The sequence below is a fragment of the Polyangiaceae bacterium genome (genome assembly GCA_015075635.1).
In the GTDB taxonomy this organism is placed as follows: domain Bacteria; phylum Myxococcota_A; class Polyangia; order Polyangiales; family Polyangiaceae; genus JADJKB01.
Window position 1 is genome coordinate 868,833 of the sequence record JABTUA010000001.1, and the last position, 23,824, is coordinate 892,656.

20 protein-coding genes are annotated in these 23,824 nt (G+C 70.5%); 10 read left to right on the plus strand and 10 right to left on the minus strand.

From position 1 onward, the window contains the following. Positions 1-52 precede the first annotated feature (52 nt). The 3 genes from HS104_04050 to HS104_04060 all read left to right on the plus strand — a co-directional run bounded on the left by HS104_04050 (position 53) and on the right by HS104_04060 (position 2,615). Positions 53-1,054 (plus strand): decaprenyl-phosphate phosphoribosyltransferase, encoded by a 1,002-nt coding sequence (locus HS104_04050; protein MBE7479151.1) that lies wholly within the window; start codon positions 53-55, stop codon positions 1,052-1,054. 1 nt (position 1,055) lies between these two features. Beyond that, positions 1,056-1,781, plus strand: a complete 726-nt coding sequence (locus HS104_04055) for a CPBP family intramembrane metalloprotease (protein ID MBE7479152.1) — start codon at positions 1,056-1,058, stop codon at positions 1,779-1,781. A gap of 135 nt (positions 1,782-1,916) precedes the next feature. Continuing rightward, a complete protein-coding gene (locus HS104_04060) occupies positions 1,917-2,615 on the plus strand; it encodes a Uma2 family endonuclease (protein MBE7479153.1) in 699 nt (232 codons plus the stop codon). On the opposite strand, the gene HS104_04065 is transcribed toward HS104_04060, so the two are convergent. Continuing rightward, entirely contained in the window at positions 2,616-3,350 is a 735-nt protein-coding gene (locus HS104_04065; protein MBE7479154.1) for a TlyA family RNA methyltransferase, read from the minus strand. Continuing rightward, the gene (locus HS104_04070) at positions 3,347-4,078 is read right to left on the minus strand and encodes an ABC transporter substrate-binding protein (protein MBE7479155.1); all 732 of its coding nucleotides are present in this window, start codon (positions 4,076-4,078) and stop codon (positions 3,347-3,349) included. Before HS104_04070 ends, HS104_04065 begins: the two co-directional genes overlap by 4 nt. A gap of 424 nt (positions 4,079-4,502) precedes the next feature. On the opposite strand from HS104_04070, the gene HS104_04075 reads away from it, so the two are divergent. The 4 genes from HS104_04075 (at position 4,503) to hpt (ending at position 8,868) form a co-directional block, all read left to right on the plus strand. Further along, positions 4,503-5,189 carry a hypothetical protein gene (locus HS104_04075; GenBank protein ID MBE7479156.1) on the plus strand — a complete coding sequence of 229 codons (687 nt, stop codon included), beginning with the start codon at positions 4,503-4,505 and terminating at the stop codon, positions 5,187-5,189. 54 nt (positions 5,190-5,243) lie between these two features. Next, the gene (locus tag HS104_04080) at positions 5,244-5,825 is read left to right on the plus strand and encodes a hypothetical protein (protein MBE7479157.1); all 582 of its coding nucleotides are present in this window, start codon (positions 5,244-5,246) and stop codon (positions 5,823-5,825) included. 117 nt (positions 5,826-5,942) lie between these two features. Further along, the gene (locus tag HS104_04085; protein MBE7479158.1) at positions 5,943-8,288 is read left to right on the plus strand and encodes a ComEC/Rec2 family competence protein; all 2,346 of its coding nucleotides are present in this window, start codon (positions 5,943-5,945) and stop codon (positions 8,286-8,288) included. Positions 8,289-8,319: 31 nt separating this feature from the next. After that, complete coding sequence (gene hpt, locus HS104_04090; protein MBE7479159.1) at positions 8,320-8,868, plus strand: hypoxanthine phosphoribosyltransferase; 549 nt, start codon at positions 8,320-8,322, stop codon at positions 8,866-8,868. Here the strand turns inward: hpt and HS104_04095 are convergent, their stop codons facing one another. Genes HS104_04095 through HS104_04115 form a run of 5 tightly spaced genes read right to left on the minus strand, consistent with a single transcriptional unit; the run spans position 8,869 to position 13,715 of the window. After that, entirely contained in the window at positions 8,869-10,209 is a 1,341-nt protein-coding gene (locus HS104_04095) for a replication-associated recombination protein A (GenBank protein MBE7479160.1), read from the minus strand. Beyond that, positions 10,209-10,898: a YggS family pyridoxal phosphate-dependent enzyme gene (locus HS104_04100; GenBank protein ID MBE7479161.1), complete on the minus strand. Its 690-nt coding sequence runs from the start codon at positions 10,896-10,898 to the stop codon at positions 10,209-10,211. The genes HS104_04095 and HS104_04100 overlap by 1 nt, the downstream gene beginning before the upstream one ends. Continuing rightward, on the minus strand, positions 10,895-12,094 hold the full coding sequence (locus HS104_04105; protein ID MBE7479162.1) for a glycosyltransferase family 4 protein: 1,200 nt from the start codon (positions 12,092-12,094) through the stop codon (positions 10,895-10,897). The genes HS104_04100 and HS104_04105 overlap by 4 nt, the downstream gene beginning before the upstream one ends. Before the next feature lie 23 nt (positions 12,095-12,117). Then, positions 12,118-12,663, minus strand: coding sequence for a hypothetical protein (locus HS104_04110; protein ID MBE7479163.1), 546 nt, complete (start codon positions 12,661-12,663; stop codon positions 12,118-12,120). After that, complete coding sequence (locus HS104_04115) at positions 12,660-13,715, minus strand: FliM/FliN family flagellar motor switch protein (protein MBE7479164.1); 1,056 nt, start codon at positions 13,713-13,715, stop codon at positions 12,660-12,662. The genes HS104_04110 and HS104_04115 overlap by 4 nt, the downstream gene beginning before the upstream one ends. 76 nt (positions 13,716-13,791) lie before the next feature. On the opposite strand from HS104_04115, the gene HS104_04120 reads away from it, so the two are divergent. After that, entirely contained in the window at positions 13,792-14,427 is a 636-nt protein-coding gene (locus HS104_04120) for a tetratricopeptide repeat protein (GenBank protein ID MBE7479165.1), read from the plus strand. 208 nt (positions 14,428-14,635) lie between these two features. Here HS104_04120 and HS104_04125 read toward each other — a convergent pair whose 3' ends face one another. Both HS104_04125 and HS104_04130 read right to left on the minus strand, forming a co-directional pair. Continuing rightward, a complete protein-coding gene (locus HS104_04125; protein ID MBE7479166.1) occupies positions 14,636-18,385 on the minus strand; it encodes a DUF3857 domain-containing protein in 3,750 nt (1,249 codons plus the stop codon). Continuing rightward, positions 18,382-22,077, minus strand: a complete 3,696-nt coding sequence (locus HS104_04130; protein MBE7479167.1) for a DUF3857 domain-containing protein — start codon at positions 22,075-22,077, stop codon at positions 18,382-18,384. The genes HS104_04125 and HS104_04130 overlap by 4 nt, the downstream gene beginning before the upstream one ends. Before the next feature lie 269 nt (positions 22,078-22,346). Between HS104_04130 and HS104_04135 the strand changes: the two genes are divergently transcribed. Further along, entirely contained in the window at positions 22,347-22,829 is a 483-nt protein-coding gene (locus tag HS104_04135; GenBank protein ID MBE7479168.1) for a roadblock/LC7 domain-containing protein, read from the plus strand. Between the two features lie 15 nt (positions 22,830-22,844). Further along, positions 22,845-23,432, plus strand: coding sequence for a GTPase domain-containing protein (locus tag HS104_04140; protein MBE7479169.1), 588 nt, complete (start codon positions 22,845-22,847; stop codon positions 23,430-23,432). Between the two features lie 164 nt (positions 23,433-23,596). Here HS104_04140 and HS104_04145 read toward each other — a convergent pair whose 3' ends face one another. Next, entirely contained in the window at positions 23,597-23,803 is a 207-nt protein-coding gene (locus HS104_04145; protein ID MBE7479170.1) for a hypothetical protein, read from the minus strand. Positions 23,804-23,824: the final 21 nt, after the last annotated feature.

Sequence of the window (23,824 nt, forward strand, 5' to 3'; positions counted from 1 at the left end):
GCCCGGAACCTCGCGCGATTGGGCTCCGTTTGCGCTAAGGTCCCGGCGTCGAATGGCGGACGCGCCGCGTGAAAACCAGACCGACGAGCCGGACTTCGGGCCCGAGGAGCAGCCCGAGGTCAGCATCGCTCTGGCGGAGGTCCCGCGCAGCGAAGGAGACCTCTTCTGGCGCCTGCGCGGCGTGATCAAGACCATCCGCCCCCACCAGTGGGTCAAGAACGTCTTCGTGCTGGCGCCGGTGGTGTTCGCCAAAGAGATCTTCGACCCGCTCTTGCTCTGGCGGGCCGCGGCGGCGTTCTTCGCGTTCTGCCTGCTCGCCGGCGCCGTCTACACCATGAACGACCTGGCGGACGTCGAGGCGGACCGCCAGCACCCCGTGAAGCGCTTCCGTCCCATCGCCTCGGGTCGCGTCCCCATCCCCGCCGCGCGGGCGCTGGCCGTGGCGCTGGTCATCGGCGCGCTCGCCGGCTCGGCGTTCCGCTCCTGGCAGTTCTTCGCGGCCGCCGCGGCCTACTTCGGACTGAACGTCGCCTACTCGTTCAAGCTCAAGCACATCGCCTACCTCGACGTCGGCTGCATCGCCGCGGGCTTCGTGCTGCGCGTGATGGGCGGCGGCTTCGCCACGCAGATCTCGGTGTCGTGGTACCTCCTGGTGTGTACCGCGCTCTTGGCGCTGTTCCTGGGCTTCGGCAAGCGCCGCCACGAGCTGGCGCTGGCTGCCACCGGCGGCAGCGGCAAGACCCGCGCGGCGCTCGAGTCCTACAGCTCGCGGGGGCTCGACGTCGCACTGACTGTCACGGCCCTTCTGACCACCGTGACCTACGTCGCGTACACGCTCGATCCGCACACCCAGGAGTTCTTCAAGACCAAGTGGCTCTGGCCCAGCACGCTGTTCGTGGTGCTCGGCGTCTGGCGCTTCCTGCACCTGGTCCGGAGCCGCCCCCGGGCCGAGAGCCCTACCCAGGAAATGCTGAAAGATGGCCCGTTCGTCGCCATCGTGATGGGCTGGGTCATGCTGGTGGGCTGGGTCGTCTACCACCTCAGGCCGAGCTGACATGGCGGAACCGGAGAAGCCCGCGGAGCAGAAGGCCGGCTTCTTCGCCAAGGCGAGCGACGCCTGGTCGGACCTCGTGCTCACGCTGCCGATCTTCGTCCTCTACCACCTGGGCGTGGTCTTCCTGCCGGTGCGCAACGCGGCCGACGTCGTGACCAGCGAGCTGATCGCGCTGGCCAACAACAACATGGTCGCCTACGCCGGGCTGACCCTGCTCATCGGCGGCGTGTTCGTCGGCGTGCTCCTGGTGCTGGGGCGCGGACACGCCCTCGAGTGGGAGCGCTTCGCCTTCCTGGCGGTGGAGGCCACCCTGTACGCGGTGGCCATGCGCTTCATCGCCGGCTGGGTCGTGGGAAAGCTGACCTTGGCAGGTGCGCCCCTCGGCGGCGGCTTCACCGGCGCGGTGATGAGCGCTGGCGCCGGGTTGTACGAGGAGATCGCCTTCCGGGTGATCCTCTACGGCCTGGGCCTGCGCGTGCTGCTCTTGATGTTCCCGATGGTCGATCCCTTGCGGCCGCGCCTCCTGGGCGTGGCCTGGGCGCTGATCGCCGCCGCGGTGTTCAGCGGCTGGCACTACGTGGGCGCCTACGGCGATCCGTTCGAGCTGCGCTCGTTCGTGTTCCGCTGGACCTGCGGGGTGGTGTTCACCGTCATCTACCGCTTCCGAGGTTTCGCTCCGGCGGTGTGGACGCACACGCTGTACGACGTCTGGGTGCTGGTGCTGTAGCGGCGATCGCCGGTGGCGAAGTGGCGATTCGCCAGCGGCTTCAGCCACGGAACCCGGGCGTTTCCTGCTGGTTCACGTCGCCTGCAAACCCTCCTCGGGCAGCGTCCGCGGATCGAGCACGGTACACTGGCCATGGTGAGCGAAGCGCGAATCATCGAGCTCCACTATCGGCTCGAGCCCGAGCTCGAGACCTGGGTGCTGCCCGAGGTCTCCGTGCCCGAGTCGCGTCCCCACGATCTCACCATCGAGTACCTGCGAGCGCTGCTTGCGGCCTGGGTCGCTCGCAGCGGCAGGCCGGCGATCGTGGCGCGCAACCTGGCCCTGCGCTGGGTCGCGCGGCACCCGCAAGTCGGGATCGACCCGGATCTGTGCCTGATCGAGCCGGCGCCGCCGGACCCCGACCGCCTGTCGAGCCTGTGCCTCTGGAAGCCCGGTCACGTCGCGCCGCGCCTGGCCATCGAGGTGGTGAGCGAGAGCCACCCGTACAAGGACTACGCCGACGTGCACGAGAAGTACGCGGCGTGCGGCGTCCCGGAGCTGTGGGTGCTCGACCCGCTGCGCATCGGACCCAAGCGTTTCGGCGGGCCATTCGAGATCCAGATCTGGCAGGGGGACGCCGGCGCGCGATTCGAGCGGGTGTACCAGGGCGCCGGCCCCGTGCGGTCGGTCGCGCTCCAGGCTTGGCTGCGGAGCGGGGGCGGGAAGGTCTCGATCGCGGACGACGAAGCTGGCGCCCAGCTCTGGGTGACCACGGAGGAGGCCGCGCGTGGGGAGACGAGCGAGCTCAGAGAGCGCGTCCGCGAGCTGGAAGCCGAGCTCGCCGGGCGGCGCTGACTACGCGAGGCGCGTCGCGAGCACGAAGCGCTCCACGTTGCCCTTCGGCCCGGCGACTCTGGAGTCGCACTCGGAGAGCACGTCGAAGCCCGCGGCCTCGATCGCGGCGCGGGCCTCGGCGATGGCGGCGCTCCGCACCTCGGGGTCGCGGATCACGCCGCGCGCGCGGCGGGCGGCGTCGCGGCCGGCCTCGAACTGCGGCTTGACCAGCGCGAGCAGCCGCCCTGCACGCGGCAAGATCGCAGAGATGGCCGGCATCAGCTTCTCGATGCCGATGAACGAAGCGTCCACCACCACGAGCCCGATCGGCTCCGGGAACGAAGCCGCGCTCAGGTGTCGGGCGTTGGTGCGCTCCATCACCACGACGCGCGGGTCAGCGCGGAGTTTCTGCGCGAGCTGACCGTGGCCCACATCGACGGCGTAGACCCTGCTGGCGCCGTGCTGGAGCACGCAGTCGGTGAATCCGCCGGTGGAGGCGCCGATGTCCAGCACGACCTGATCCGCGACGTCCACGGCGAGCTCGGTCAGGGCACCCTCCAGCTTGTCGCCGCCCCGCGACACGAAGCGCGGCGCGCCGCGCACCTGGAGCTCCGCGTCGTCCGCCAGGAGCTCGCCGGCCTTCTCCACCCGCCGCTCTCCTGAAAAGACACGGCCGGCCAGGATCAGTGCCTGCGCCTGCGTGCGCGACGCGGCGAGGGCGCGCTCCACCAGCGCCACGTCTGCGCGGAGCTTCACGGCAACCGAGCTCCCGGGTGCAGCGCGCGAGCCAAGATCGAGAGGCCTTGACCCACGCGGGGCCCAGGCCTGAGCACGCGGTCGTCGGAGACCACGATCAGGTGGCCTTCGCGCACGGCGCGCACCTCGCTCCAGCCCGGAAGCTCCTTGCTGATGTTGATGCCTTCGCGCATGGCGCCGCCCGTCGAGTCGATGATCACGTCGGGATCCAGCGCGAGCACGCGCTCGATGCCCAGGGTCGGGAAGCGGTTCCGCTCGCCGGTGATCACGTTGTCCGCGCCGGACAGGCGCAGCATCTCGTCCGGGAAGCTCCCGGGCCCCGCGACCACCACCGGCCGCAGGCCGAACACGTACAGCGCGCGGGGGCGCGCGCGCCCGGCGAGCGCCTGCTCGATCGCGGCGCGCTCGCGCTCGATGTTCGCCTTCTGCTCGAGCCCTCGGGCCTCGTCGCCGAGCAAGCGCGCGAGACCGACCAGCATGGCGCCGATCTCGATCAGGCTCTGCGTCGGCGGGAAGAACGTGGCGATGCCGCGCGCGTCGAGCCGCTCGGCGAAGTCCCGGAGCCCCGGGCCTTGCACGCCGACCACGAGATCGGGCTTCACCCCCAGGATGGCCTCCAGGCTCGGATCGACGAAGCCGCCCACGGGACGGACCGCCTTCACCTCCGGCGGGAAGTCGCAGTAGCGGGAGCGGCCGACCAGGCGAGGGCCGTGACCCAGCGCAAACACAGCCTCGGTGGTGGCTGGGGAGAGCGAGACGACCCGACCCGCAGGCCCCGAGCGCGCTTTTGCCCGGCTACAGCCGATCAGCGGCAAAACCGAGATAAATGCGCGGCGCCCGAGCCTCACGGGGGCTGTTCTAGCGCCGGGTGGGGAAGATGGGCACCGGCAAGGTCGTAGGAGGAGCCCGAGCGGGGTTTCCCCGCGTTCTCCCCGTGGTCCGGGGTTGTTGACGTCGTCCGTGCCCTCGGGCAAGCATGCGCCCGCCCGAGGCAGGGCACCTTGTAGTTTCCGGGCCGAAGACCGGCCTTCATCGGAGGATCAGTAGATGCGGATCTCGAAGCTCAGTGTTGGAGCGGCGGTGGTAGTAGCGGCGGTCTCGTTCGCGGGAAGCGCTCTGGCTTAGGACGCGGAGGCGAGCGGTGAGGTCGGCATGACGCTCCCGGGCGCCGGTGGCGGACCCAAGGCACAAGGCACCGCGGGCGAATCGGACCACGAGGCCATGATTGGCCACTTCGCGGTCGGGTACATGGGACGGTTCCAGATCCCGCTCGCTGGCGGCGGCCCTCCCGGTCCGCCCCCAATCCAGTACGTCTCCGCTCCCGCCGTGGGCATGCGCTACTGGCTCGATCAGGGCATGGGCATCGACATCGGCCTGGGCCTGCTCTCCACCGGAGGCAGCGACTCGTACAACAACGGCAACCAGACCGTCACCAACGACGAGGCGGGCATCAACGCCGGGCTCCTCCACGCCGGCCTGCCCCTGGCGCTCGCGTCGAGCAAGCACTTCACGTTCCTGCTCGTGCCGGAGGCCAACGTGGGCTTCGCTCAGCGGACGCAGGAGGCCGGTGGGACCAAGCTCGAGCAGAGCGGCCTCGGCATCGATCTGGGCGCGCGCGCCGGTGCGGAGATCCACTTCGGCTTCATGGGCATCCCGCAGCTCTCGCTCCAGGGTGGCATCGGCGTGCTGTTCCGCATGGATTCCGTCAAGTACACCTACACGCAGCCGAACTCCCCCGAGCAGACTGGCGAGACCAAGCACAACGAGTTCACCACCACGGTGAACGGGAATCCTTGGGACATTTTCCAAGGTAACATTGCCGCGCTATACTACTTCTGATTCTTGGGACGCCCTCGGGCGGAAAGGCACGCCATGGCTAGCCGGCAACTGTCTGTGATCTTTTCCTCGGCGCTGATCGCGATCGCTTGCGGCGGTAGCGGTCAGACCACCGGTTCGAGCAGCGGAGCGACCTCGAACGGAGTGCCCGGCAACCCTGGCGCGCCTCCCGGCTCGAACCCCGGCGCGCTTCCGGGTGGTCCGGGCGGTGGCGGCAAGGGCGGCGGCGGCGGTCAGGGTGGCGGCGGCGGTTCGGGCGGCGGCGGCGGCGACTGCTTGAGCGTCTGCCAGGCGCTCGCATCGGAGTGTCAGCAAGATCCGTCCATCTGCGCCCTCGCCTGCGCCGATCCGCCCCCCGGCGCCGTCGAGTGCATGCAGGACGCGACCTGCGAGACCGCTCAGTCGTGCTTCGGCGGCTCCGGCGGCTCCGGCGGCGGCTCCGGTGGAGCGCCGCTTGGCGGCGCTGGCGGGCTCGGCGGTGACGGCGGCTCGCCGCCCATCGGCGGCGCCGGCGGCCTCGGCGGTGGTGGCGGGGACTGCACCTACCCGAACTGCGGCGGCTGTACGGACACGTGTCTCGCGTGTCTGTGCGCGACGCAGAACGACGAGGTTGCCTGCTCGTCGTACTGCGGGGTCTGATGGCGATCGCCAGCGGCGAGCGGCGCTTCGCCACTCGCCCGTGATGACTCGGCGCCCGGAATTCCCGGGCGCCGCAGTCGTTTTGTGGCTGGCCCGGGGTTTGCTGAAGCCGCCGGCGTGAGGCGCGATGCCCTCCTGATCTCGGCCCTGGCTCTGGCGGCGGGGCCGCTCGCGGCGGTGGCGGCCTGGTCGGCCGCGCTCACCTTTGCGCTCGCCATCGGCGTCGCGCTCGGGCGCGTACGCGCCTCGGTCATCGTGATCGCCGTGCTGGCGTTCTCCGGGAGCGCGGTCGGCGCGCGCTTCTCGCTCGACTCGTGGCAGCGCGCGTGGCTCCGCGCTCGCGCAGAGCTGCCCGAGCCCAAGCGCTGCGCCGCCAGCGCGCGCGTGGCGAGCTCACCCACGCGGCTCGGCGGGAGCATGTCGTTTCTGGCGGAGCTCCGCGACATCGACTGCGAGGGCCGCTCCCTCGCGCCGCTGAAGGCGCGCCTGCACGGCGGGCCCGCAGATCTTCGCCGCGGTGATCAGCTGGACATCGTGGCGCAGCTCGCGCCCGTGCAGCTCTTCAGGAACCGCGAGCTGCCGGATCCGACCCCCGGCGCTGCGCGGCGCGAAGCGACCGCGAGCGGCATGCTGCTGTCCGCGGACCCCGTGACACGCGGCGGGTCGTTGTTCGCGTGGGTCGATCGTGCGCGTCAGCGCGCGCGTCTCGCCATCGATCGCTCCTTCGTGCCCGCGGCGGCGCCGCTGGCCCGGGCGCTGGTGCTGGGTGAGAGCGATCTCGACCCTGAAGACGACCGCGCCTTCCGCGCGAGCGGGCTCTCGCACCTCCTGGCGGTGAGCGGCACGCACCTGGTCTTCGCAGTGGCGGCGCTGGTGCGCGCGCTCGGCGCGCTCCTCTGCCGCATCGAGAGCCTGGCTGCGCGGCTGGACTCCGGACGCATCGCGGCCGCCTTGGGCGTGCCCATCGCGCTGGGCTACGCCGACTTCGCCGGCGGGAGCGGCTCGGCCTGGCGCGCCGCCTGGATGCTGGCCGCGGCCTACCTAATCCGGGCCGCGGGACGCCATCCGCGCGCCGAGCGCACGCTGGGGCTGTCGCTCTTCGTCGGCGTGTGCGTCGATCCTCTGCTGCCCTTCGACGTGTCGTTCCTGCTTTCGGCGGGCGCCACGGTGGGGCTCGTGGTGCTGGGCCAGCCGCTGACGCGGCTCACCGAACGCCTCCCCTTCGCACCGCTCCGCTTCGTCCTAGGCTCGTTCGCCACCACGCTCGCCGCGATGCTCCCTTGCGCACCGCTGCTCGCGCTCCTGTCGCCGGAGCAGACTCTCGCTGGCATCCTCGCCAACACGCTGGCGGCCCCCATCGGCGAAGCGGTGGCGTTGCCGCTCTGTCTGCTGCACCCGCTCGTGAGCGGGGTGCCGGGGCTCGATCAGGGGGTCGCGCTGGTCGGCTCCGGCGCGCTGCTCTGGGTGCGCGGCGTCGCGCACCTGGGAGCTTCCGCGCGCTTTCTGACGTTCCCGATCCCTGCGCCCAGCGAGTGGCACTACGCGGTGCTCGCCCTGGCGGTTCTCGGGGCCTGGCTGCGCCCGCCGCGGCTGAGCTGGGCGCTCCTCGGCGCGGTCCTGCTCGGTGCCGTCGAGCTCGCCGCTTGGCGCGCGGGTCACCCGCGGGGCGAGCTTCGGGTCACGCTGCTCGACATCGGACAGGGCGACGCCATCCTGGTCGATCTGCCCGACGGCGCGCTGATGCTGGTGGACGGTGGCGGCTCGGTGGGCAGCCCGGTGGATCCGGGCGCGCGGGTCGTCGCGCCGGTGCTGCGCGCGCGGCGCCGCAGTCGGGTGGACGTCGTCGTGCTCTCGCACCCTCACCCGGATCACTTCGGCGGCCTGGCGGGAGCCCTCGCTCGGGTCGAGGTCGGGGAGCTTTGGGACAGCGGCCAAGGTGAGCGCGAGGGTGCGGGCCCGGAGTACCGCGCGCTGCTCGACGGGCTACGCGCGCGCGGCGTACGAGTACGGCGCCCCGGCGAGCTATGCAGGGGCTCGCGCGCTTTCGTCCGCGTGCTCGCGCCTTGTCCCGATTTCGTGCCGGACCGGGACGCGAACGACAACTCCTTGGTGCTGGCGCTCGGCCTCGGCGAGCGCCGCGCGCTCCTGCTCGGGGACGCCGAGCGCGAGGAGGAAGCGGAGCTCGTGCAGCAGCATGGCAGCGAGCTTCGCGCCGACTTCGTCAAGCTCGGCCACCACGGCAGCCGGACCTCCAGCAGCAGCGACCTGCTCCTCGCGGCGCGCCCGACCTTTGCCGGGATTTCCTGCGGGGTCCGCAACCGATTCGGCCACCCGCACCCGGAGACACTCGCCGCGCTCGGCCGTCGAGGTATCCACACCTTACGCACAGATCTCCACGGGGCGGTGTTCTGGAGGACCGACGGCGACGCCGTTCGCGTCGGAATCAGCGTGACCAGCGATTGACCGCGGAGGCTCGCATCGGTACCCGCTCCTCATGCCCAACGCCTGGTACCGAGAGAAGATCAAGACGCTGTACTCGCCGGAGCAGATCCAGGCGCGGGTGCGCGAGCTGGGCGCGGAGATCACCCGCGACTACCGCGGCAAGCCGCTGGTGCTCCTGTGCGTGCTCAAGGGCAGCTTCATGTTCGCGGCGGATCTGGCGCGCTGCATCGACTTGCCCTTGCGGGTCGAGTTCCTGGGCGTGCAGAGCTACGGCGACGACACCATGTCGAGCGGTGTCGTCCAGATCACCTTGGATCTCGCCCGACCCGTGGACGGCGAGGAGGTGCTCATCGTCGAGGACATCGTCGACACCGGCCTGACCCTCGACTACCTGGTGCACCAGGTGCAGACGCGCGGCCCCGCCAGCGTGAAGGTGTGCGCGCTCCTGCACAAGCCGGCGCGCACCAAGAAGAAGGTCAGCATCGACTACCTGGGCTTCACCATCGACGACGTGTTCGTGGTGGGATACGGCCTGGATTGGGCGCAGAAGTACCGCAACATGCCGGAGATCGGCGTGGTCGTAGCGCCGAACGACGGCTGATCACTTCTTGTCGCGCAAGCGCTCCAGGCGCTCGCGGATCTGCTTCTCGAGTCCCTCGTTCGAGGGCGAGTAGAGACGACGCCCGAGCAGCTCGTCGGGTAGGTAGGTCTCCCCGGGCGCGTAGCTGCCCTCGAAATCGTGCGCGTAGCGGTAGCCCTCGCCGTAGCCCTCGGCGCGCATCAGCCCGGTCACCGCGTTGCGGAGCTTCATTGGCACGGGCAGCGCGCCTTTCTCCGCGATCGAGGCGCGCGTGGCCTCGATCGCGCGCTTGACCGCGTTCGACTTGGGGCAGCTGGCCAGGTACAGGCAGGCGTGAGCCAGCGGGTAGACGCCCTCCGGCAGGCCCACGCGGCGGAAGGCCTCGTCGGCGGCCATCGCCACCTGGAGCGCGCGCGGATCGGCGTTTCCGACGTCCTCGCTGGCGAAGATGATCAGGCGTCGCGACAAGAACAGCGGGTCGTCGCCCGCGTCGAGCATGCGCAGAAACCAGTAGATGGCAGCGTCGGGATCGCTGCCGCGCATCGATTTGATCAGCGCGCTTGAGACGTTGTAGTGCTCCTCGCCGGACTTGTCGTAGAGCAGCGTGCGCTCCTCGGCAGCGCGCTTCACGTCCTCCAGCGAGAGCTCGGCTCGGCCCTCGGGCAAGAGCGCGACGGCGGTCTCGAGCAGACCCAGCGCGCGGCGCGCGTCCCCGCTGCTGTTCGCCGCGATCATGCCCAAGGCGTCCGCGTCGGCGCAGAGCTCGCGTCCGCCCAGCCCGCGCTCGCGATCGGAGAGCGCGCGTCCGAGCAGCGCGATCAGATCGCGCTCGTCCAGCGCGTGCAGGCGCAGCACCTTGCAGCGCGAGAGCACCGCGGCGTTGACGGAGAACGAGGGGTTCTCCGTGGTGGCGCCGATCAGGGTGATGGTGCCGGCCTCGACGTGGGGCAAGAAGGCGTCTTGCTGGCTTTTGTTGAAGCGGTGAATCTCGTCCACGAAGAGCGTGGTGCGCCGGCCCTGGTAGGCGAGGCGCTCCCGAGCTGCCGCGATGATCTCGCGAAGCTCGGCCACGCCGCCGAGCACTGCCGAGAAGGCCACGAACTCCGAGCGGGTCGAGCCGGCGATGACGTGCGCCAGCGTCGTCTTGCCGGAGCCCGGTGGACCCCAGAGCACGAGCGAAGGCACGCGGTCCTGGCGGATGGCGTCGGCGAGCCACTTCCCTGCGTCGATCAGGTGGCGCTGCCCCAGCACTTCGTCGAGCGTCCGCGGGCGCATGCGATCGGCGAGCGGCGCCGTGCCACGGCGCGCGACCGCACCGAGGAGCGTCGGTTGAGCCGGTGCCTCGCGCTTCTTCTGCGCCATCAGGCGCGCTCCCCGAAGATGGCCGTGCCGATCCGCACCCAGGTCGCGCCAGCGCCGATGGCCTGCTCCAGATCGTGGGTCATGCCCATGGAGAGCTCCGGCAGCCGCGCCACGCCGCCGTGCGCGTCCCTGAGCGCGACCAGTCGATCGAAGAAGGGCCTCGCGCCCGCCGGATCGTCCGTGTGCGGCGGCACCGTCATCAGGCCCGACAAGCCGAGCGCCGGCGCCCGCTCGATCGCCGCGATCACCGAGCCGAGCTCCGCCGGGGCGCAGCCGCTCTTCTGCACCTCACCACCCACGTTGACCTCGACCAAGACCGAGAGCCGATCGCGGGCGGCCTCCGCCGCACGCTTGCCGAGCTCTTCGGCCAGGCGCACCGAGTCCACGGTGTGGATGGCGCTCACCAGCTTCACGACCTGCTTGGCCTTGTTGCGCTGCAGGTGCCCGATCATGTGCCAGCGAAGGTCGGGCAAGTCCGTCAGGGCGGCGGCCTTCTCGGCCAGCTCCTGCACGTAGTTCTCGCCGAAGTCCCGCTGTCCCGCCGCGTAGGCCGCGCGGATCGCCGCTTCCGGCTTGGTCTTGCTCACCGCCAAGAGGCGCACCGAGCTCGGATCGCGCCCTGCCGCGCGCGCCGCGCGTTCGATGCGCGCGTGCACCGCCGCCAGGCGCGCGGCGATGTCGTCGCTCAACTGCCCCTCCGCGCCTTGGCGATCACCTCGCGATACACGTCGAGGGTCCGCTCCGCCATGCGCTCCACCCCAAAGCGCCGCGCTCGCGCCGTGCCCCGAGCGCTCAGCCGCTCGCGCTCCGCCGGCTGATCGAACAGCGTGTGGATGCCGTCGGCGATGGCGTCGTCGTCCTCCGGATCCACCTGGATCGCGGCGTCGCCGGCGATCTCCGCCAGGCTCGAGCGGTCGCTGGTGATGACCGGGCAACCGCACGCCATCGCCTCCACCACCGGGTAGCCGAAGCCCTCCGCCCGCGAGGGGAAGAGCTGAGCGACCGCGCCGCGATACAGCGCCGCGAGCTCGCCGTCGGAGACGTAGCCCACGAGCGCGAGCGCCCCGGACACGCCGTGCTCGAGCGCGGCTCGGCGAAGCTCGAGCTGCGCACCCAGGTCGAGGCGCGCCGCCCAGACCATCTTCACGTCCGCGTCGGGCGAGCGCCGCCGCACCTTGGCCAGTGCGGCCAACATGCGCCCGGAGTTCTTGCGGAAGTCTGCTGCGCCCACGCAGAGCACGTAGGGCGACTCGTCCAGGCCGAAGCGCGCGCGCACCGCGCCATCTTCAGCGCCCGGCTCGCTGGACCAGCGCTCCAGATCCACGCCGTTGTGGACCACGCTGATCTTCTTCGGCGAGACGCCGAGCAAGGTCACCAGATCGTTGGCGGTGGTCTCACTGACCGCGATCACGTGGCTGGCGGAGTGGTAGCGCCGGTGATCCATGCGCTCGCGGCTGGCCCGGCTCCCGTCGCGCCAGCCCACGTACTTCTCGGGGAAGCGCAGCGGGATCAGATCGTGACAGGTGGTGACGCGCGGGCAGCCCAGCTCGCCGAGCGGCGTCGCGTTCGGATGCCCGGTGTGCAGGAGGTCCGCCGAGAGCGCGCGCGTCGCCGCACCCATCGCGACGCGCACGCGGTACGCCCAGGACAGGTGCGGCTGTGCGGGTTCGTCACGGGAGGTCAGTCGCTCGACGGCGCCGGCGAGATCCTCGGTGACGATGGCGCCGCCCGCCCAGCCCAGGCGCTCGATGCCCATGACCCGCAGGTCGATGGTGACGCGCGACGCGCGCGCCATGCCGAGCGCCAGGTCGGACACGTAGCGCCCGATCCCCCGGGTGCGAGCGTTCGTCGCAAGCACCGTCAGATCGAGCAGCGCCGTGGTCACCCGGGCGATCTAGCACGATCGCGTCAGTCCGCGGCGTCCGCCTCGCCACGGCTGACGCTGATCAGCGCGTCGCGCACCGTCTTGCTGTCGCCGGTCGAGGCCTGGAGCCGACCCTTCATCAGGCTGCCTTCGCGCGTCAGGATGGTGAAGCCGCCGAACGCGCGGTCGCCCGGCTGCTTGGGCGCGAAGCGGACGCGGAAGGTCTCGCCGTCCACCTCGCCGACCAGGTTGTGCTCGCCGAGCGCGCCCGCTGCGCTGCCGCGGATCTCGCCGCTCTCGGCCACCACCAGGCTGACGCTGCCGCTGCCGGCGTGCGCGCCGCCGTCGTCTCCGGCCCACTCCCGCGCGCCTTCTCCCTTCGGCGCCTCGATCTGGTAGTGCTGGGCTTGGTAGCTCCCGCTCCACTTGCCGGCCGTGGCGCTCCGCTCCGCGGGCGCGGCGCTGGGCATCGGCGGCGCTGGCGCCGACGCGACGGGCGCTGCGGACGCGCTCGCTGCCGGTGGCGGCGGCGCCGGCTTGTCGCAGCCGAGCACCAGGAGCAGCGCCAGGCTCCCGAGCCAGAGCTTCACGGAACGACCTCGCGAATACGCACGCCGAGCTCGCCTTCGATCTCGACCAGCTCGCCGCGGGCCACTTCGCGCCCCGCCACGCGCAAGACCACCGGATCGTTGACGCGGCGCCCGCTCTCGATCACGTCTCCGGGCCGTAGCGCCGCCCACTCCCGCGCGCTCATCGACACCGCGCCGACCTCGATCCGCACCACCACCGGAGCGTCCAGCACCGCCTCCGCGAGCGCCCCACCCATGTCGTCTTTCGCCGAGCTCATCGCGCCTTCCACGTCGAGCAGAAGCTCGACGACGCTGTCCCCTACCACGACCTCGCCGGCGGGCGCCAAGCTCACCGCGATCCCGCGCTCGCTCCGCGGCGCCGCCAGGGCCGCGCGCCCGGCGCCGCTCGCGTCGAGCCAGAAGCCGGCGCCGGCCAGCCAGGCGTCACCGGGGCCCAGCGTCGCGAGCTCGCCGGGATCCGCGAGCGAGAGCCCGGCGACCAGACGCAGCGCGACCGGAAGGTCGCCCAGCTCGGCGAGACCGAGCGGCGGTTCCGGGCCCTGGCTCGGGAGCACCCAGCAGCGCGCGGCGTAGGGCTTGCCGTCGAAGACCACGGTGCCCGTGATCCGCACCGCGCTCGCGCCCGACGGGATCGCACGCGTCGCGCAGGCCAGCGGCTCGGGCGCTCCGCTCCGGCGCGCAATCTCGATCAGGGTCGCGGCGAGCGCGCCGCCGAGCGTCGCGTCCAGGGGCGCGCCCGGCGCCGTGAGCCCCACCGGGCGGCCGAGCACGCGCCCGAGCAGGGCCGAGACCAGCGCCGCCTCCAGGGACACCAGCAAGAGCGAGCCGTCCGAGAGCTCGAGCGCGACGGCGTCGCTCCCCGAAGGGAGAGCGTCCACGCCGACGTCGCCGAGCACCAAGTGCGTCTCCGAGGAGGTGAGCGCGCTCCACGCCTGGGCCAGGCGCTCGACCTGGAGCGCTCGGGCCACCGCGCGCCGCGCCGCCCGCGCTTCGCGCCACGCCCGGCGGGGCAGGCGCTCCAGCGAGGCCCAGGGGTAGGCGGTGACACGCATCCCCGACAACTAGCGAAATTTCAGGGCTTTGTCCCCTTCTCGCAACACCCGCGGGGCCCGTGTTAGCGTTTCGAGCATGAAGAGCCGGTTCTGGGTTCTGCCTCTCGTGTCGCTGGCGCTCGCGCTGCCGGCGGCCGCACAGGACAAGGGGAAGACCGACAAGCCCGCAGCCGCGGCTGCTGGTCCGCGCAAGGACCCACAAGGGATCAAGGGCATCAGCCCGTTCTGGGAGCAGCTCAAGAAGGGCGACGACCTGTACGTCGCGCGCGACTTCGACGGTGCCATCGCTGCCTACAAGGAGGCGATCACCAAGGAGCCCCAGAATCCCATGGGCCACTACCGCATCGGCGAGGCGCACCTCGCCAAGAACGACACCCAGGAGGCCGAGACGGCCTGGGTCGCGGCGCTGCGCTTCGTCGGCGGCGATCACCCGCTGAAGGCGAAGATCCTGTTCGTGCTGGCCGACCTGCGCGAGCGCCAGAAGTCCTACGACGACGCCACGGATCGCTGGAACGCCTATGCGCAGTTCGCACAGCAGCAGCCGGCGGCGAAGGCCTTCCCCAAGAGCGCCGAGGACCGCAAGGGCAAGATCGCGACCTGGACCAAGCTGGTTTCGGACTACGCCGCGGTGAAGAAGCGCATCGCCACCCGGCTGCAGGAAGCCGACGCGAAGGCCAAAGACGACGCGATCAAGGCCAAGAAAGACAAGTGACCGCCCTCGATTTGGGCAGTCCTGGCATGATCAGATCACGATCGTCAGGAGTAGCGACCCACGAAAGCTGCCGGCGGGGCCGGCGGAGGCCTCCTCGTCCCGTGGGATGAGTCGCGACTTCCTCGTGGGTTCGCTTGACGGGTGACCTCGACGAAGAGCTCCCGCAGCGGGTGTTCCGAGGCGCGAGCGCGCGCGAGTCGAGCCTAACTCAGCGCGTGACGCGCAGGCGCACGTCACGACCGAGGGCCGAGTCGGCGCGCCGGGCGAACTCCAGGAAGGACGGGTAGTCTTCGGGCTTCACGCGACCTGCGGGGATGTCGAGGACGCGCTCGAGGACCAGCGTCTTGCCCTCCAGCCGATCGCTGATCTTCACCGAACGGTCGCCGTCTTTCAGCGTGCTCCCCGCCAGGACGTCGCGCAGCGCCGCGCCCTTCGGTAGCTCGATCTCGAGGCGCACCTCCTGGTGCGTGGCCTCGCCGATCAAGAGCGGAGTCTGGCGCACCGGCAGGGTGGCCAGCTGCGCCACGCGCGGGGAGAAAGGCGGAGAGATGGCCAGGTCCGCGCCGCTCTGCTGGGCGAACCCCGGCATCTCCGCCTTCATCTTCAGGAGCAGCGGCTGATCCAGATCGTCGAGGTGAGCGAGCTCGTGCTTCACCAATCGCGCGCCGCGCAGCGCGCGCCCCAGGAGCTTCGACTCCACCACGTCGCGGAGCTGCGCCTCCGGCAGCTGCATGAAGGCGCTGCGCACGGCCATGGCGTACTTGCCGGTGAAGCGCTGCACCAGATCGAGCTTCGCGGAGCCGTCCGTCGCCAGCTCGACCTTGCCCTCGTAGGTCACGCTGTCTTCGGTGCCGCCCACCGGCGTCACCACCTGCTTGGGCCCGTTCCCGGTCAGGACGAAGGCCGGGACACCCCGGATCTCCGCTGGAACGTAGCCGAACGGCGCGAACTTGCTGGCCACCGTCAGCCACAACTCGCCCTGTTTGGTGGAGACGCGGACCAGCGGCTCCGCGAACTGCGTGGCGCGGCTGATCTTGCCGGTCGGCTCAGGCGCCAACCGGTTCTTGGCCACGGCGTAGGTCGTCCGAAGGCCCAGCGAACGACACAGCGTCATGAACGCGCGCCAGCGGTTGCCTCGCTTGCTCACCACGACGCGGCGACCGTCGGCCTCCTGCCCCTCCTCCACGTTGGCGAGCACCCAGCGATACAGCCGTCGCGCGCGCTCGACCTCCGCGCTCGACGGGAGCGGCTCGACGATCTTCCGCGCGATGCGCGCCACGCGCGGATCGATCGGCGCCACGTCCGCCAGCGAGTCACCCAAGGCCGCCACGCGCTCCTCGAGCTCCACGCCCCAGCCCAGGCGCACGCTCGGCAAGAACTCCGTGATCGGCGGGCTGCCCGGCTCGATCTCGGCGGCCGGGCTCCGATCCACCCGCCAGCGCCGCACCACGATGCCGTCTTTCTTCTCGATGCTCGGCGCCGGCACGCCGCCGTGGGTCTCGATCTCCGGCTGCTTTCCGTCCGGCAGGATCACCACGAACTCGCTGCGAGCGTAGGCGATGTTCTCCTCGCGGAAGAACCAGTGTGGGCTCACGTATTGGTTGCCGCGGCCGTCCCCGGGTCGGGTGACCACGTGCTCGGTCTCGATGTAGTCGCCCACCTCCAGGTGCGGGAAGGTCATGGTCGGCTTGCCCGGCACCTCTTCCGGCTCGAGCACACGTCCGTCCTTCTTGATCACCCGCGCGTGCAGCACCACGCCGTCGAGTTTCGGGTGCTCGGCCAGCTTGCCGATGGCCTCCGCGCTCTGGATGCGGATCACCTCGTGCTCGAGCATGCGGCTCGAGCCGTCGGCGTGGACCCAGATGGCCGCGTAGTCGAGCACGCGCGCCGCGGTTCCCTGGAGCTCGAGGCCGCTCTTCTCGTAGTCGCGGATGATCGCGCGCGCGTCCAGCCGGTAGTGCTCGAGCTCGGTGGTGCCCTCGACCAGGTCCAGCGCCCCTTCCAGCGCGCTGGTGTTCGCGCCGTTGGCGAGCGCGTCGACGAGCGCCTTCCTGAGCGCGTCGCGCTCGCCTCTGCCGAAGCGCGCGTCGGCCAGGGCCAGGCGCGCGCCGCCGTCGAGCGGGGCCTTGGCGATGGCCGACTCGAGCTTCTTCCAGGTCTCGGAGGTGTTGCCGGCCCGCACCATCACGTCGTGGATGCGCTCGGCGACGTCCTTGCGCTCCGGGTGGCGCGCGCCGATGCGGCGCAGCTCCGCCAGCGCGGTGGCGTAGTCGTCTCTAGCCAGCGCGCGCGTGAGCTCGATCTCGCTGTCCGGGTCGAGCTTCTTGATGCGAGCCACCAGCGCGTCGGCCTTCGCCTTGTTTCCTTGGGACTCGTACACGGCGAGAGCCGCCGTCAGCGCCTCGACGTCGTCGGGGAAGCGCTCAGCGAGCTTCTTGGCCGAGTCCGAGTATTCCGCGACCCAACCGAGCTCCCCGTACAGGCGCGCGAGCGCGAGGAGCAGTCCCGAGACCTCGGGGTACTGGTCGGTCAGCTTCTTCAGCCGTCGCACCGCCTCGGTGGGTCCGGCGCGCTCGCCCTCCCAGAGCGCCAGGGCCAGGTCCGATTGCCAGAGGCGGGGGTCCTTCTTCAGCGCACGCTCGTGGAGCTCCCGAGCGAGATCGCGCACGCTGGTCTGGTCGAAGAGCGGATCGCGATCCGCGAACGTGGCCGAGGCGCCGAGCACCAGCCCGGTGGCCCTGGAGTTGTCCTTGAGCAGCGGCTCGGTGAGCACTGCGGCCACGTCGCCCTGGCCCTCGGAGTAGGCCAGGTAGGCCAGCACGAAGCGCGAGACGTCGTCGCCGGGATCGACGACGTCGCCGCGCTGCACGTAGCGGCTCACGACGTTCGGCTCACCGGCCACGCGGGGTGGCACCACGCTGTACGGCGCGGCGGCATCGGCGGAGGTTCTCGCGTCCGCCGGCCTCCCGTCGGCGAACATCACCCGCACGCTGGTCTGAGGATCCGCCAAGCGTACCAGCACGCGGTGTCGTCCTGCCGGCAGCCAGACCTGAACGCCGAACCTGGGCCAGACGCCCCAGATGCGCGGGTCGCGATCCAGGACCTTCTCGTCGTTGACGAACATCGCCAGCGCGCCTTGGGCTGCGAGGATCAGCTCGGCGGGCGCGTCGAGCTCCAGGAACGTCTCCGCGTAGAACACGCCGCCGCTGACCGGCTCGTCCACGCGCACGAAGCAGCCCTCTTGTTTGGTGCCGAGCACCCGCGGCGCCACGAACGCGCCGCGGCTCGGCGCCCAGCGCGCGGGCCACGGGCCCGGCCGCTCCGCCGCGAAGCTCCGATACGAGTCCGGCGCCACGCCCCGGCCGAAGGGTCCCGCGATGCGCACGTCGTCCACGCAGCCGTACTCCGCCGCCGACAGCTGCTCGACGTTCTTGGCGGCGCCTGCGTAGGCCTCGTCCGCCCACCACTCCACCAGCTCCGCGCGTGCGCGCCAGCCCATGTAGAGCGGCTCCTTCATCGCCTCGCTCACGAAGCCCTTCCAGCGCGGCCAGAGATCCTTGCCGTGGCTGCGCAGCGCGACGGCCCGGTTGGCCGCGAACCACGCGATGACGGGCGCCCGCGGATCGCTGGAGGTGCGCGCCGCGCGCGTCGCCTGGAGGTAGTGATCCGGCGCGTGCAGCATGCGCCCGTGGATGGCGTCGTCGAGGCCGCGGGCCAGGTGCGCCAGCATGCCGCCCCCGCCCAGCTCGTCGAGCCGTGCGCGGGCCTTGTCCGCCGTGCGCGCATCGCCACCGGGGGAGACCAGCTCGTGAAGGAGCCACTCGCCGCAGAGCTCGGCGTTGGTCGTGGTCGGTCCCACGCGGCGCAGCTCGCCGAGCGGCGTCGGCGCGTGCTCCGCGCCGCGCCCGCCGCAGGCGGCGAGGACCACCAGGCACAAGAGCCAGATGAAGCGCCTCACGGCTGCACCACCAGTCGCGCGCTGAGCACGCGGTCCACGTCCTCGCAGAACTGCTTGAACGCAGGGTATTGCTTGGGCGTGACTCGCGTCGCGCTCACCTCCACTCGGCTCTTGACCGTGACCTGTCCGGCGGCGACGCCGACCTCGATCTCGTAGGAGCCGAAAGGCGAGCTGCCCTTCACGCTGTGTGGCGCGCTCTTCACCTTCGCTCCGGGCGGCAGCTTCACCACGAAGGTGTCCTCCATGCTGGAGAACGACGGGATGCGGACGTCCTGCTTGCGCTGTGAGAGCGAGGCGTAGTTCGTGGTCAAGCGCACGCTGGGCGTGACGCTCATGCTCAAGGAGTCGCCCTCCTTGCGGGCGAAGGCGCGGGCGGTGCCCCGGACCTTGAGCTTCGCGGGGATCTCCAGGTTCTCCAGGTCGCCGGCCACGACGCCGGCGTTGCCTGCCTGGATCTCGAAGCCCGGGAACTCGCGACCCAGATCGGCGTTCACCCGTGCGCGGCGCGTGGCCTCCGCGTGGTAGCGCCGGCGCCAGTCCGCCGCCTCCGAGCCGCGGGTCTCGTAGTCCATCTCGAGCTTGGCATCGCCGCTGTCGCCGACCGTCGCGCTCACGCTGCGGATCTGGAGGTTCTTCTTCGAGTCGCGCTCCGGCACGCGCACGAGCTTCGAGTCGCCCTCGTTCACGAGCAGCGCCAGCGCGCCGGCGTCCATGTCCGGCAGCTCGGTCGAGCCGGTGTACTCGGCGGTGCCGTCCAGATACAGGTCGAGCGAAGGGACGTACACGATGGCGTGATCGAAGGCTGCCAAGCTCGGGATGCTCGAGCGGAAGTCGCCCCGCATCTGCGTGCGCAAGATCACGATGGTGGACGGCACGCCCAGCTCCTTCAGCAGGGTCACGATCACCGTCGCCTTGTCCTTGCAGTCGCCCCAACCGCGCGTGACCGTCTGCACGCAGCGCCGCGGCTTGTAGCCGTAGATGCCGAACTCGAGCGCCACGTAGCGCGTGTTCTTGACGACCCAGTTGTAGACGGCTTTGACCTTCTCCTGGTCCGTCTTCGCGCCTTTGGCGACCTCCCGTGCCAGCTTGCGCGTCTCGTCGTCCAGGTCGAACTGCTCCTTGACCAGGCCCCAGTACCAGCGCCCCAGGTCTTTCCAGTCCTTGTAGGTGGAGACGTGGACGAAGCCCAACACCTCGGACCACGGCGGCATGGCGCTCTCCGGCACGATGGGCGGCACATTGTCGGCGACGAAGCGGTAGATGCGCTGCTCGCCGCGATCGCGCGTCTCGCGCTTGAGCCCCGGCACCTTCTCGTCGATGTAGAAGGTGCGCTTCTTCGGCGTGATCAGCACGTACTCCGCGTTCTGAAGCGGCTCGTTCGACTGCAAGAACACGACCTCGCCGAAGTAGTCGGCGTATTCGTTGCGCGGCGTGACCTCGTCCACCCGGTAGCGCAGCTCGACCACGTCGCCGGGGTCGAGCCTGGGGAACTGCACGTAGAAGTTCCGCGCCGAGGTGTACATGCTGATCGAAGGGTCGTCGGCGGCGCCTTCGCCGTACTCCACCGCTTCGTCCGTGCGCCCGTCGCCGCGGTAGACCCGCGCGCCGCGCAGCTGCACCACCTCGCGGTCCGACTCGTACTGGAAGGCGTACTGCCGGGCCATGGCCGCGCCGGCGTCGTTCAGCGGCTGGAACACCACCTGGCGGAACTTGCTGCTGAGACCGTTCTCGAAGACCGTGGTCACGGTCAGATCGCGCAGCGTGCGGCGATTCTGCCCCGCGGCAGACGCGTGGCGCAGCTTCAGGAACTTCTCGCTCTGCCAGGCCCAAGCCTCGTCCGCCCGGGGTTTCTGCGGCTCGATGTGCTCGACGTATTCGCGCACGTCCTTGTCCTGCGGGCGGATCTTCAAGATGGCCTGCAAGAGCTTCAGCTGCTCGTCGCGCCGTCCGAGCTCGCCTTGGAGATCGGCGAGCGCGCGCAGCGTGCCGACGTCCTCTGGCGCCAGCGCCAGGGCGCGCTGATACGTCGCGATGCCGCGCTCCGCCTGCCCGAGCGCGCGATAGCTCCGCGCCGCGACGCCGTGGGCCCACTGGCTGTCGGGATCCGTCTCGAGCAGCCGCTCGATCCAGCGCTCCGTCGCCGCCCGATCGCGCCGCGCCAGAGCGAGATCGATCTGCCCGCTCAGGAAGGCCTGATCGTCGAAACGCAGCGCGGCGTAGCGCGACTCCGCCTCGCTGGCCTCCGTCGAGCGCCCCAGCGCCCGGAGCTGGGAGGCGTGCATGTTCAGGAGCAGTAGCGCGCTCGGGTTGCGCTCGAGCGCCTTCTCCAGCGTGCTCAGCGCGGTGCGCTTGAGCCCCGCCATGTTGTAGGTGATGACGCGTCCGGCGATGGCGTCCACCTGATCCGGATCGAGCGCGAGCACCTGGTCGAGGTAGCGCGACGCCGTCTGCCAGCTCAGGCCCGAGCGCGCCAGATCTGCCCGAGCCAAGAGCACGTCGACGTGCGGCTTTCCGCCCTTCTTCGCCAACGCCTCTGCTTTGTCCACCCACTCCCGGCGCTGGTTCCTGTCCTCGCTGAGCTCGCCGGCCAAGAGCAGCCGCTCCACGCTCGGCTCGAGCTCGGCGGCGCGCCGCGCCAGGTCGCGCGCCTCGTGCTTGGTCTTGTCGTCACCGCCGGTCGCGTCCAGGTAGCGCGCGTAGGCTTCCAGATCGGCGGGTCGCGGCGCCTTGCCTGCCGTGAGCGCCTGGAACGCGGGCACCGGACCGAGGGTCGCACGGGCCGCCGCCGGCTTCTCGCTCTTGTCGGCCTTGGTCGGGGCGAGCTTGGCGGCCTCAGCGCTGGCGCCGAGGTCGTTCGTGATCTCGAGCGCGGCGTCCGGCGCGCCCTTCGCGTCGCCGAGCCGCACCGAGACCACCGGCGGCGCGTCGTCGCTGCAGACCTTGACGGTGAGGTTGTTGTAGCCCGGGCTCAGGGTCAGCGTGGTGCCGAAGCGATCGGCGTCGTGCCCGCGATAAGCCGCGTCTTTCAGCACCATCCGCCCGTTCCAGTACAAGGCGAAGCTGCCACTCGCGCCGACCCAAGCGCTCACCGTGCGCGGCGCCTTCGAGCCCGCCTTGGCGCGGACGAAGCTGGTGGCGAAGCCGCACACCTTGCGCTCCGGCCTGAGCAGCGCGCCGAAATCCAGATACCCGAACGGAAAAGCCTCCGGCGCAGCACGCCAGCGCACCGGTCGCTCCTTGCCGGAGTAAGCCCGGCCCGGGACGATGGCCTGCCCGAAGTCCGCCTCGGGCCCGTGCTCCATGTCGAGCCCGTTCTTGCCCTCGTTGTCGAAGGGTCCCACCACGAGCCAGGTCCGAACGAAGCCCAGCGAGTCGATCTTCTTGCGCGCCGCCGCGACGTCGCCTCGCCGCATGCGCGTGTAGGCTGCCAGGAGCCCCGCGTAGGCGCGCACCGGCGCGTCGAGCTTCGGGTTCCGCTCGGCGGCGAGCAGCGCCTCCTCCACCTGGGTCGGATCGGCGCGGTCCCAGGTGTTCCAGACCTCGCGCAGGGCTCCGTAGGCGTGCGGACCCCGGGCCGCGTCCAGGCGACTCAGCGCTCCCCCGAGCGCCAGGTGAAATCGCCCAACGTCCGCGCTCGCATGGGGCACGAGGCACATCGAGAGCGCGAAAAGGTAGAGGGCGAAGCGTCTCACGGCCGGACCATAAGCACCGGTCCGCGGGACCTGCAAACCCTCCGGATTCACGCCTGGGTGCTCCCGCGCCCACCGCTGAAATCCGCGCGTTTCTCGCGCCGAAGGCCCTCCGGCGATGCCATGCTTGCTGGCCCGTAGGGGGTTCGGTAGAAGGGTGGAACGCTATCAGGCTCGAACCTCCATTCTCTGGCGATTTTCGCTGAAGAATCGGAGGGGACACGCGTGGGCGGCGCTCGTGAAGAGAACGCGGGCGGCTTGCGGAGGTTCGGATGGTTAACCCGCAGATGGTGATGTACGAAGAGGAGTTCAACCAGATCCAGACGGTCGTGGACCGCCTGGTGAAGGAAGCGAACGCCAGGGTCGTCTTCATCGTCGACAAGAACGGTCAGCTCATCGCAGCAGCTGGCGACGTCGACAACTTGGACACGACGTCGCTTGCCTCGCTGACGGCGGGCAACATCGCCGCTACGGGCGGCATCGCCAAGCTCCTGCGTGAGAACGAGTTCGCAGCTCAGTTCCACGAGGGGGAGAAGGCGAACATCCACATTCAGCTCGTAGGGAACCGCGTCATCTTGGTGGTGATCTTCGACGCGAAATCGAGCCTGGGTCTCGTGCGCCTTCGGGTGCGCAAGGCCACGGACGAGCTCAACCGGATCTTCGAGGCGCTGCTCTCGAAGGTGGCGGCGCCGGGGGCCGACTCGCCATTCGCCGAAATCACCGATGAAGACATCGACAACCTCTTCAACGACTGAGGAGAGGCCCCGCCGATGAGTTTCATCAACTACATGGCTCGGGAGATCAACTGCAAGATCGTCTATTACGGGCCAGGCCTCTGCGGGAAGACGACGAACCTGCAGTACATCTACGAGCGCACGAATCCAGACGCGAAGGGCAAGATGATCAGCCTCGCGACGGAGACGGAACGCACGCTCTTCTTCGACTTTCTGCCGCTGTCTTTGGGTGAGATCCGCGGCTTCAAGACCCGCTTCCACCTCTACACGGTCCCGGGCCAGGTCTTCTACGACGCCAGCCGCAAGCTCATCCTGAAGGGCGTGGACGGCGTCATCTTCGTGGCCGACAGCCAGATCGAGCGCCTGGAGGCCAACCAGGAGAGCTTGGACAACCTGCGCACCAACCTGGCGGAGCAGGGCTACTCGCTCGAGAAGATCCCGTTCGTGATCCAGTACAACAAGCGCGACCTCCCGAACGCCGTCGAGGTGGAGGAGCTGCGCCAGCTGCTGAACCCGACCGGCGTTCCCGACTTCGAGGCCAACGCGCGCTCCGGCATGGGCGTGTTCGACACGCTGAAGGCCGTGAGCAAGCTGGTGCTCACCGAGCTCAAGCGCGGCGGGTGAGTCGCCGCCCGGCGCGGCGAGGGTGCTCCGGCGCGGGGCTGCTCCGGCCGCGTGGCGAACGGCGTTCACCTGTGAACGCCGAGCGTCAAGCCGTCAGTAGGCAAGGCGCAACAGCGGCGGGTGCAAGGTGAGTAGTGCAGGTCGCTCGGCGTCGAGGGGGCGGTTCATCGATTGGACGTGCCAGCGGCGCCGGCGCTGCCAAGCACGTCGTAGTTGAAGTAGAAGGATGCGTCCGCTGGACCCGAGCACCGTTCGGCTTGGTGCACGACGCTGGCGTCGGTCGCGGGGGCGCCATCGAGCCAGGCTTCGCGCATGGCGCAGTCACACCCCGACGAGTCGTTGCGGCGCGCGCTGGCGCTTCCTCCCAGCACCAATTCTAGGGCTGCCCCTTG

Coding starts and splice junctions, on each gene's coding strand:
- HS104_04050 (MBE7479151.1), top strand. CDS start 53: ATGGCGGACGCGCCGCGTGAAAACCAGACCGACGAGCCGGACTTCGGG.
- HS104_04055 (MBE7479152.1), top strand. CDS start 1,056: ATGGCGGAACCGGAGAAGCCCGCGGAGCAGAAGGCCGGCTTCTTCGCC.
- HS104_04075 (MBE7479156.1), top strand. CDS start 4,503: ATGACGCTCCCGGGCGCCGGTGGCGGACCCAAGGCACAAGGCACCGCG.
- hpt (MBE7479159.1), top strand. CDS start 8,320: ATGCCCAACGCCTGGTACCGAGAGAAGATCAAGACGCTGTACTCGCCG.
- HS104_04095 (MBE7479160.1), bottom strand. CDS start 10,209: ATGGCGCAGAAGAAGCGCGAGGCACCGGCTCAACCGACGCTCCTCGGT.
- HS104_04115 (MBE7479164.1), bottom strand. CDS start 13,715: ATGCGTGTCACCGCCTACCCCTGGGCCTCGCTGGAGCGCCTGCCCCGC.
- HS104_04120 (MBE7479165.1), top strand. CDS start 13,792: ATGAAGAGCCGGTTCTGGGTTCTGCCTCTCGTGTCGCTGGCGCTCGCG.
- HS104_04135 (MBE7479168.1), top strand. CDS start 22,347: ATGGTTAACCCGCAGATGGTGATGTACGAAGAGGAGTTCAACCAGATC.
- HS104_04140 (MBE7479169.1), top strand. CDS start 22,845: ATGAGTTTCATCAACTACATGGCTCGGGAGATCAACTGCAAGATCGTC.